The 10,012-nt window shown below is 62.6% G+C and carries 10 protein-coding genes; 8 read left to right on the top strand and 2 right to left on the bottom strand.

Features of this window, described 5'->3' with window-relative positions; genetic code table 11:
- Positions 1-148 precede the first annotated feature (148 nt).
- From QVE23_RS06300 to xdh, 3 genes are all read left to right on the top strand, one after another.
- Positions 149-331: a hypothetical protein gene (locus QVE23_RS06300; protein ID WP_021749734.1), complete on the top strand. Its 183-nt coding sequence runs from the start codon at positions 149-151 to the stop codon at positions 329-331.
- Between the two features lie 165 nt (positions 332-496).
- On the top strand, positions 497-1,144 hold the full coding sequence (locus tag QVE23_RS06295) for a thiamine diphosphokinase (RefSeq protein ID WP_119310712.1): 648 nt from the start codon (positions 497-499) through the stop codon (positions 1,142-1,144).
- A 135-nt stretch (positions 1,145-1,279) separates the two neighbouring features.
- The gene (xdh, locus tag QVE23_RS06290; protein ID WP_287967764.1) at positions 1,280-3,832 is read left to right on the top strand and encodes a selenium-dependent xanthine dehydrogenase; all 2,553 of its coding nucleotides are present in this window, start codon (positions 1,280-1,282) and stop codon (positions 3,830-3,832) included.
- 45 nt (positions 3,833-3,877) lie between these two features.
- Here the strand turns inward: xdh and QVE23_RS06285 are convergent, their stop codons facing one another.
- Both QVE23_RS06285 and QVE23_RS06280 read right to left on the bottom strand, forming a co-directional pair.
- The gene (locus QVE23_RS06285; protein ID WP_021749737.1) at positions 3,878-4,147 is read right to left on the bottom strand and encodes a DUF1905 domain-containing protein; all 270 of its coding nucleotides are present in this window, start codon (positions 4,145-4,147) and stop codon (positions 3,878-3,880) included.
- On the bottom strand, positions 4,144-4,737 hold the full coding sequence (locus QVE23_RS06280) for a nucleotidyltransferase family protein (protein WP_267288290.1): 594 nt from the start codon (positions 4,735-4,737) through the stop codon (positions 4,144-4,146). The genes QVE23_RS06285 and QVE23_RS06280 overlap by 4 nt, the downstream gene beginning before the upstream one ends.
- A 92-nt stretch (positions 4,738-4,829) precedes the next feature.
- Between QVE23_RS06280 and xdhA the strand changes: the two genes are divergently transcribed.
- The 5 genes from xdhA (at position 4,830) to QVE23_RS06255 (ending at position 9,902) form a co-directional block, all read left to right on the top strand.
- Positions 4,830-7,124: a xanthine dehydrogenase subunit XdhA gene (xdhA, locus tag QVE23_RS06275; protein WP_287967763.1), complete on the top strand. Its 2,295-nt coding sequence runs from the start codon at positions 4,830-4,832 to the stop codon at positions 7,122-7,124.
- A 15-nt stretch (positions 7,125-7,139) separates the two neighbouring features.
- Positions 7,140-8,021 (top strand): xanthine dehydrogenase subunit XdhB, encoded by an 882-nt coding sequence (gene xdhB, locus QVE23_RS06270; protein ID WP_119310715.1) that lies wholly within the window; start codon positions 7,140-7,142, stop codon positions 8,019-8,021.
- On the top strand, positions 8,021-8,530 hold the full coding sequence (xdhC, locus tag QVE23_RS06265) for a xanthine dehydrogenase subunit XdhC (protein ID WP_021749741.1): 510 nt from the start codon (positions 8,021-8,023) through the stop codon (positions 8,528-8,530). The genes xdhB and xdhC overlap by 1 nt, the downstream gene beginning before the upstream one ends.
- A 127-nt stretch (positions 8,531-8,657) precedes the next feature.
- Positions 8,658-9,281, top strand: a complete 624-nt coding sequence (locus QVE23_RS06260; protein ID WP_021749742.1) for a TetR/AcrR family transcriptional regulator — start codon at positions 8,658-8,660, stop codon at positions 9,279-9,281.
- A gap of 132 nt (positions 9,282-9,413) precedes the next feature.
- Entirely contained in the window at positions 9,414-9,902 is a 489-nt protein-coding gene (locus QVE23_RS06255) for a hypothetical protein (RefSeq protein WP_021749743.1), read from the top strand.
- Positions 9,903-10,012: the final 110 nt, after the last annotated feature.

The raw sequence follows: 10,012 nt of genomic DNA, 5'->3' as shown, positions 1-10,012 counted from the left end.
TTTCCCCTTTTTTCAAATGGGGGGGGGCAACACATAAAAAAAATAAAAAATTATTTTTCCCCTCCGGGGGGGGGTTTTCGGGGGTTTTCCCGGCACCCCCGCCGCATGATTCCGCAGATTTCACAAATGCTAGAGCCGGGGTGATTGTATGCGGCAGGCACAAGCTCCGCAGAAGAAGTCCCCCAGCCGAACGCCCGCCCTGCGGATCGAGCCGGAAAAGCGGCTCTGTCCGGCCTTTGACCCGGTCAGCATCGCCACCTTCCCGGTGGCGGAGCCGGAAGAGATGGGCTATCGGGTGCTGGACAACTTCTGTGAGGAGCATATCCAGTAAACGGAGGAGCCGTGTCCGGGCGCTGCCTGGATGCGGCTCTTCTGTCAGGAAGTTCTGTTTGTCATGGGCGCGGAATCATGGTACAATGGCTGTAAGGACAGCCGCTGGATTTCACGGCACGGCGGCCGCGTGACATCTCAATGAACAAGACGGGGAGTGGACCCATTGAAACGATGCTTCATTTTTGCCGCAGGCACCTATTACGGCCTGCGGGAGCGGCCCCAGACAGGGGACCTGGTGCTGGCGGCGGATGCCGGGTATCTGGCCTGCCGCCAGGCGGGGATCACCCCGGATCTGCTGCTGGGAGACTTTGACTCCATGGATCAGCCTGCGGACTTTGACCATGTCCGCCGGGTGCCGGTGGAGAAGGATGACACGGACACCATGCTGGCTGTGAAGACGGGGCTGGAGCAGGGCTGCGGCGAGTTTTACATTTACGGCGGCACCGGCGGCAGGCGGCTGGACCACACCCTGGCCAATCTGCAGACACTGCTGTATCTGCGCCGCCATGGGGCCAGGGGATACCTCTATGACAATGATTTTGTGTGGACGGCTGTGGAGAATGAGACCATCACTGTGGAGCAGACGGTGGAGTGGGGCCTGCTCTCCGTCTTCTGCCTGGGTGCACCGGCCTCCGGCATTGACGAGAAGGGTGTGCAGTATCCCCTCTCCCACGCCTCCCTCTCGGCGGAGTTCCCCCTGGGCGTCAGCAACCACATCATCGAGCCCAAGGCCCGGATCACCGTCCGGAAGGGCGCCCTGATCGTGGGGTGGGAGCTGCCGTCTGGTGGCGTTGTTTCCGAGATAAAATAGCGTGCCGGACAAAGTTCAGTTGCGGCGGCAAGAAAGTTATTGTATAATAGAGACAGCGGAAAGGTCGACCTTTCCGAAAGAACACCGATGACCGTGGGACCAGGGTTGGGCACGGCAGTCAAGGAGGAACTTGCCATGGCAAAATTTACCGTGAACGGCCGGGCCGTGACAGTGGAAAACAACCAGAAGCTGCTCCGCTACCTGCGGGATACCCTGCATCTCACCAGTGTAAAGGACGGGTGCAGCGAGGGCGCCTGCGGCACCTGCACAGTGCTGATCGACGGTAAGCCCACCAAGGCATGCATCCCCCAGACCGATAAGCTGGAGGGCAAGTCCATCGTCACGGTGGAGGGTCTGACCGATTTTGAAAAGCAGGTCTATACCTACGCCTTCGGCATGGCGGGGGCGGTTCAGTGCGGCTTCTGCATCCCCGGTATGGTGATGAGCGCCAAGGGATTGCTGGATATGAATCCCAATCCCACCCGGGAGGAGGCGGCCTACGCCATCCGAAACAATATCTGCCGCTGCACCGGCTATGTGAAGATCATTGATGCGATTCTGCTGGCCGCCGAGCTGTTCCGCAAGGGCGAGGTGCCGCCGGCTCCCGCTGATTGGTCCCTGGGGCAGCGGGTGCCCCGGGTGGACGTGGAGGAGAAGGTCACCGGCACCGGCATCTATCCCGACGACATCTATCTGGACGGCATGATCTACGGCAGCGCCGTCCGGTCCCAATACCCCCGGGCCCGGGTGCTGGCCATCCACACGGAGGAGGCCAGGGCCCTGCCCGGCGTGGTGGGGGTCTTTACGGCGGAGGACATCCCCGGGCAGAACAAGGTGGGCCATTTGGTGAAAGACTGGGACACCATGATCGCCGTGGGGGATATCACCCATTACTTGGGTGACGCCATCTGCCTGGTGGCGGCGGAGACACCGGAGATCCTGGCCCAGGCCAAGGCCCTGGTGAAAGTGGACTATGAGGAGCTGCCCATGGTCCGCAGTCCCCGGGAGGCCATGCTGCCAGACGCTCCCCTGGTCCACCGGACTGGGAACCTGCTGACCCACAAGCACATCCAGCGGGGCAACCCGGCAGAGGCCATCGCCAAATCGAAGCATGTGCTGACCCAGCACTTCTCCACACCCTGGACGGAGCACGCCTTCCTGGAGCCGGAGTGCGCCGTGGCCTATCCCGACGGGGACGGGGTCATGATCCTCTCCACAGACCAGGGCGCCTACGACACCCAGCACGAGACCATGGGGATGCTGGGATTGCCGGCGGAAAAAGTGAAGGTCCGCAACTGCCTGGTGGGCGGCGGCTTCGGCGGCAAGGAGGACGTGACGGTCCAGCACCACGCCGCCCTGATCGCGTACCTGACCAAGCGCCCGGTGAAGGTGAAGCTCACCCGGGCGGAGAGCATTCTGATCCACCCCAAGCGTCACCCCATGGAGATGGAGTTCTCCATCGGCTGCGACGAGAACGGCATCATCCAGGGCGTGGCCGCCGAGGTCATCGCCGACACCGGGGCCTACGCCTCTCTGGGCGGGCCGGTGTTGGAGCGGGCCTGCACCCACGCCGCCGGTCCCTACAACTACCAGAATTTTGAGATCGACGGCTGGGCCTATTATACCAACAACCCTCCCGCCGGGGCCTTCCGGGGCTTCGGTGTCACCCAGACCTGCTTCTGCATCGAGAGCCTCTTAAACCAGATGGCGGACATCGTGGGCATTACCCCCTGGGAGATCCGCTACCGCAACGCCATTCGCCCGGGACAGGAGCTGCCCAACGGCCAGATCGTAGACAACTCCACCGGCCTGGTGGAGACGCTGGAGGCGGTGAAGCCCTATGTGGAGAATAACCAGTACGTGGGCCTGGCTTGCGCCATGAAGAACGCCGGCGTGGGCGTGGGCATCCCGGACACCGGCCGGTGCCGCCTGGTGGTGGAGGACGGCAGGCTCCACATCTTTGCCGGTGCCTCCTGCATCGGCCAGGGCCTGGGCACGGTGCTGACACAGATGGTCTACGAGCAGACGGACATTCCCCGGGACAGGATCGTCTACGAGCGGTCCAACACCTACTGCGCGCCGGACTCCGGCACCACCTCCGGCTCCCGCCAGACGCTGTTCACCGGCGAGGCGGTCCGCCTGGCCTGCCAGGATCTGAAGGAGGCTATGGGGGCCTCCGGCGGCCTGGACGCCCTGAACGGTCAGGAGTTCTATGGCGAATACCTGGGCAAGACGGACCCCCTGGGGGCCCCGGTGCCCAACCCCGTCAGCCACGTGGCCTACGGCTACGCCACCCAGGTGTGCATCCTGGACGACGAGGGGAAAATCCGCCAGATGGTGGCTGCCCACGATGTGGGCAAGGCCGTGAATCCCCTGTCCATCGAGGGGCAGATCGAGGGCGGCGTGGTGATGAGCATGGGCTTTGCCCTGACGGAGCGGTATCCCCTCACGGACTGCAGGCCCACCGCCAAATACGGCACGCTGGGCCTGTTCCGGGCCAACCAGATCCCGGAGATCACCCCCATCATCGTGGAAAAAGCGGGACTGAACGTGGCCTGCGGCGCCATCGGCATCGGCGAGATCACCTCCATCCCCACAGCCCCAGCCATTGCGGACGCCTACTACCGCTACGACGGCAAGTTCCGTACCAGTCTGCCCCTGGAGGGCACGCCTTACAGCCGTAAATAACAAGCGCCGCGGCGGTACTTCCGCCGCGGCCTGTCCGAATCTGCGTTACCCCCGCTCCCGCACTGTCACATGGACGGTGTCTCCGGGCTGCTTCCCGATTTGGGCCCGGATGTCCTTGCGCATCCCCAGGATGTGGCCGGGAGTGCCCATCCGCACCAGGCTCCCCGCGTAGGGGACGCCGTCAAAGGTGGCAGCCACCTTGACTCGGCCCTTACCGAATAGCGCCTGTACGTCATGGGGGAATTCTACATAGGCTCCGTCGATGTCCGGAACTTTCCGGATCACCGCATCGAATTCATAGACGGTTGGATTCATACCTGCTCCTCCGCTTTCAATTCCTCCAGGGCTTGGGCGGTATCCACGTCGCGGAGCTCCTCCGCCGGGACGTCCAGAAGGAGGAGATCCGCCTCGTGCCGCCGGATAACGGTGTTGCCGCCGTGGTCCTCCCGCAGCTCCAGCAGCTCCGGAAAGAACCGGGCAGGGAAGAGGCAGGGATTGCCCCGCACGCCGCCGTGGCCCAGAGCCACGATCTTCTCCGGCCGGGTGCGCCAGCGGTCCACCAGCTCTGCCACGCTCTCACGCCGCAGCAGCGGCTGGTCACTGACCTGGAACAGCACCCCGTCACAGTCCCGCAGAGCCGTCAGGCCCAGTTCGATGGTGTGGCTGATGCCGTAATCCGGGTGGGGATTGTGGATGGCGGCGAAGTGGAACTCCCCGGCCAGCCGCATGACCTCCGGGTATTGAGTCACCACCACGACTTTGTCAAACTTCTCGGCCGGGACGGCTTCCAGCGCCCGGAGGATGAGACTCCTGCCCCGCAGCTGGGCGGCCAGCTTATTTTCCCCAAACCGCCGGGCGTTGCCGGCGGCCATGACCACACAACCGATTTTCGGCTTGTTTTCCACATCCATCACCTCATTTTATCAGTAGTATATCCGCTTTCGCCGTGTCCAGTCAATGGGCGGCGGAACTTTGATGAAAAAAGGAGGCTTGCCTGATGAGCAAAAGCGTCGGCAAAAGCGTCACCCGTGTGGACGCCTATGAAAAAGCCACGGGCCGCGCCAAGTATGTGGCGGACCTGTGCGATCAAAGCGCCCTGGTGGCCAGGATCCTGCACGCCACCATCGCCCACGGCTACGTGAAGTCCATCGACACTACGGAGGCTGAGGCCGTTCCCGGTGTGGTGAAGGTCCTGACTTGCTTCAACGTGCCCGATTACCGCTTCCCCACAGCGGGACACCCCTGGTCCACAGATCCCGCCCACCAGGACGTGGCGGACCGGCTGCTGCTGAACCGTCACGTGCGGTATTACGGCGACGACATCGCCGCCGTCATCGCGGAGAACGAGATAGCTGCCGCTCAGGCCGTCCGGGCGCTGAAGGTGGAGTATGAGGAGCTGCCCTTCGTTCTGGACGTGCAGAAGGCCATGGAGCCGGATGCCCCACAGATCCACGAGGACTGCCCCGGCAATGTTCTGAAGCACACAGATATCCGCAGAGGCGACTATCAGACCGCCATCCAGGAGCCGGGCCTGATCCGGGTGGAGGGCTGGTACGACACCCCCACTGTCCAGCACTGCCACATTGAAAACCACGGCTGCTTCGCCTATGAGGAGGCGGGCCGGGTGGTGGTGGTCACCTCCACCCAGATCCCCCACATCATCCGCCGGGTGGTGGGGCAGGCACTGGGTCTGCCCTGGGGCAAGGTGCGGATCATCAAGCCCTACATCGGCGGCGGCTTTGGCAACAAGCAGGACGCTCTGTACGAGCCTTTGTGCGCCTGGCTCTCCACCCAGGTGGGGGGACGGCTGGTGCATCTGGAGTGCAGCCGGGAGGAGACCTTTGTCTCTAACCGGGTCCGCCACGCCATCCGCACCCACATCATCTCCTACGTCCGGCCGGACGGCACCCTGGTGGCCCGGAAGTTTGAGGCCTGGTCCAACCAGGGGGCCTACGCCTCCCACGGCCACAGCATCGTGGCCAAGGGCATGGGCGCCTTCCCCCAGCTCTACCCCTGCGACAATTTGGAGTGCGACTGCTGGACGGTCTACACCAACCGCCCCGCCGCCGGCGCCATGCGTGGTTATGGGATCCCCCAGGCCATGTGGGCCGGGGAGTGCCACATCGACGATATCTGTCAGGCTATCGGGATGGAGCCTATGGAATTCCGCCGGAAGAATCTGATGCCGGTGGGGTATACCGACGGCTTCTCCAGAAACGAGTTGTACGCCGACACCTTCAACCAGTGCATGGACAAGGGAATGGCGATGCTGGATTACCAGCGGAAATATCGGGAATACCAGAACCAGACTGGCCCTGTCCGTCGGGGCGTGGGCCTTGCGGTGTTCTGGTACAACACGGCTGTGTGGCCCATCTCGCTGGAGTCCTCCTCCTGCCGGATGGTGCTGAACCAGGACGGTTCCCTCCAGTTCCAGACCGGTGAGACGGAGATCGGACAGGGCTGCGACACCGCCTATTCCCAGATGGTGGCGGACGCGGTGGGTATTCCGGTGGAGGACGTCCATGTGGTGTCCACCCAGGACACGGACGTGACGCCCTTCGGCACCGGTGCCTACGCCTCCCGGCAGACGTACATCGGCGGCTTCAGCATCATGCAGACGGCTCAAGCATTGCGGGAGCGGATTCTGCAGATCGCCCACGAGCAGACCCGGATGCCGGTGTCTGTTCTGGATCTGGTGGACGGCAAGATCATCCGCAAGGAGGACGGCCGGGTCCTCAAGACTCTGGGCGAGCTGGCAACGGAGAGCCTCTACTCCCTGGAGCACAGTCAGCACATCACCGCCGAGACCACGGCCCAGATCAAGTCCAACGCCTACTCCTTCGGCTGCTCCTTCGCAGAGGTGGAGGTGGACGTCCCTCTGTGCAAGGTGAAGCTGCTGAATCTGGTCAACGTCCACGACTGCGGCACCCTCGTCAACCCGGCGCTGGCAGAGGCCCAGGTCCACGGCGGCATGTCCATGGCCATCGGTTACGGCCTCAGTGAAGAGCTGAAGTTCGACGAGAAGACCGGAAAGCCCCTGAACAACAATCTGCTGGACTACAAGCTGTCCACCTTTATGGACCATCCCACGCTCCAGGCGGCGTTCGTGGAAAACCCGGAGCCCACCTCTCCCTACGGCACCAAGGCCCTGGGCGAGCCCCCGGCCTGTTCGCCGGCGCCGGCCATCCGCAACGCCATTCTGAACGCCACAGGTGTGGCCTTTGACGCATGCCCTATCACGCCCCATGTCCTCTACCGCGGGTTCAAAGAGGCTGGGCTGATCGAAGACTAAAGGAGGGAACCACTCATGTATGATATGAAAGCCCTGTATCAGGCGGAGAGCGTTCAGGACGCGGTGGCCCTCCGGGTGGCCCATCCGGATGCCCAGATCATCGCCGGCGGATCCGACGTGCTGGTGCAGATGCGGGAGGGCAAGCGGGCCGGGGTGGAGCTGATCTCCATCTACGGGCTGGATGAACTCCGGGGCGTGACCCTGGAGGCAGACGGCACCCTGCGGATCGGCTCTCTCACCAGCTTTTCCCACATTACCCGGGATCCCCTGATCCAGAAATACCTCCATGTTTTGGGAGAGGCCGTGGACCAGGTGGGCGGTCCCCAGATCCGCAACATCGGCACCATCGGCGGCAACACCTGTAACGGTGTCACCTCCGCGGACTCCGCCTCCACTCTCCACGCCTACGACGCCATTGTGGAGCTGACGGGACCGGACGGTATCCGCCGCCAGCCCATCCGGGAGTTCTACATCAGGGCAGGCAAGGTGGATATCCGTCCCGGCGAGATCCAAACGGCTATCCTGATCGAAAAAGACAGTTATATTGACACATTTGGCCACTATATAAAGTATGCCATGCGGAATGCCATGGACATCGCCACCCTGGGAACCTCTGTGAACGTCCGCCTTTCCGCCGACAAAAAGACCGTGGAGCGGGCGAGAGTGGCCTTCGGCGTGGCGGGGCCGGTGCCCCTGCGGGCGGCGGCTGCGGAGGAGCTGGCCGCCGGACAGCCGGTGAGCCTGGAGCTGGCGGATCGCTTTGCCCAGGCGGTGAAGGAGGACATCAATCCCCGGGACTCCTGGCGGGCGGCCAAGGATTTCCGGATGCACATCGCGGTGGAGAGCGCCCGGCGGGCGTTCATCGAAGCGGTGAAGCTGGCGGGAGGTGACCTGTGATGGAAAAGCATGTGATGCAGTATCAGACTGTTCACTTCAATCTGAACGGCAAGGACGTGGAACGCACGGTGGACGTGCGGGCCAGCCTGACGGACATGCTCCGCAACGACTTCCGGATGACCTCCGTGAAGAAGGGCTGCGAGGTGGGGGAGTGCGGCGCCTGCAACGTCCTGATCGACGGGGAGGCATACAACTCCTGCATTTATCTGGCCGTGTGGGCGGAGGGCAAGCACATCCGCACCCTGGAAGGGCTGCTGGGCCCTAACGGCGAGCTCAGCGACATCCAGCAGGCCTTTGTGGACGAGGCGGCCATCCAGTGCGGCTTCTGCACGCCGGGCTTTATCCTGACGGCAGTGGAGATCCTGGAGAGCGGCAAGGAGTACACGGACGATGAATTGAGAAAACTCCTCTCCGGCCACCTGTGCCGCTGCACCGGGTATGAGAATATCCTCCGGGCGGTGAAAAAGACCATGTACAAGCGCCTAGGCAAGCCCATGCCGGAGGCGTGAGATCTTCAAAAGCAACCCGGCCGCGCACAGCGGCCGGGTTGCTTTTTGGGGGATGCGCGGCAGAACGGTTTTCTTTTCCCGGGAATTGTGTTATACTGGCACCAGATGAAAAAGGGGAGGGAATGCCATGGCCCGCAAGACCTATACGGAGGAGGACCGGGCCCGGGTGCGGCAGGCTCTGCTGGACACGGGGCTGAATATGGCCGTAAGCAAGGGTCTGAAGGGGCTGCACTTGGCGGAGCTCGCCGCGGCGGTGGGGATTTCCAAGCCCTATTTCTACACGTTTTTTGACTCGCTGGAGGATTTTTCCCTCCAGATGATGGAGGAGCAGCGCTGCCGTCTGCTCCGGCTGCTGGAACAGGAGCTGGCCCGGCCGGAGGGGACCTGGGAGGAGCACGTGGAGTCTTTTTTCCGGACGATCCTCCGCCACCGGGAAAACGGCATCCTGGTGATGACCCAGGGGGAGGAGGCGGATCTGCACAGCCGCCTGACGCCGGAGCGATTCCAGGATTTCCGGCCCGGGCAGCGGGATTTCTTTCTGCGCCTGATGGCGCTGCTGGACATCCGGCAGGAGGACTGCGCCCCTGAGGTGCTGGCGAACCTGGTGTTCTCCTGCCTCCTGATCTATAACTCCGCGCCGGAATCCATGCCATTTCTGTTTCCTTCGCACCTGGAGGAGACGGCGGCGCTGCACGTGAAATTTTTGGTGAACTATCTGGGCTCCCTGCGCAACGCAAAAAAAGACCGCTGATGGGCGGTCTTTTTTTGTGCGCTGATAATTACCCAGTTGCGCAATCCGGTTTCTTTTGGTATGATATCTCATATATTGACCAGATAAAATAAAATGGTCAATATAAAATTGAGATATTAAAGAGGGATTGTCATGGGAATTTTCGGAAAACTCTTCAAGGGACCTGAAATTGACCAGGCCAAAAGCGCGGACAGCAAGCAGAAGATGCGCCGCCTGTTTGACAGCGTGGTGCCCGACGGCGGGCAGTACCAGCTGGTGGCCGCCTATACGGAGGATGCGAAGCGGTTCAACTACGGCCTGGTCCACGGCAGCAAGACTACCTACGGCAGCCTGATCGTGGGCTGGAAGGAGGGGGCGGACCCCACGGTGGTGGTCGTGCCCACAGTTCCGGACCTCTCCGGCTGCGGCGATCCGGAAATCTGCCCCCGTTCCGCAGTCAAAAAGGCCTATCAGAACAAGTACCCCACGGACGCCTTCATCATCTACCCGGATGGGCGTCACTATCTGGCCATCAACACCTTCGAGTGGCTGGAGGATGAGAAGCTGTTCATCTACGTGGACCAGGGACCGGAAGAGCAGGCCTTTGAGACTTTCTTCAAGACCTGTTACGCCACGAAGTGAGGAGCGCGTGCCATGTCGCTTTCCCTGGAGCAGGTCGGTGCCGTCCTGCTGGCCCTGGTGATTCTCTTCGCGGCGGGACGCCTCTGGTATGCACTGGTGGAGACGGCGAA

This window comes from Oscillibacter sp. KLE 1728, from assembly GCF_934833455.1.
Classification (GTDB): Bacteria; Bacillota; Clostridia; order Oscillospirales; family Oscillospiraceae; genus Oscillibacter; species Oscillibacter welbionis.
Note: the sequence above shows the minus strand (reverse complement) of the source record. Positions and strands in the feature narration are given on the sequence as shown.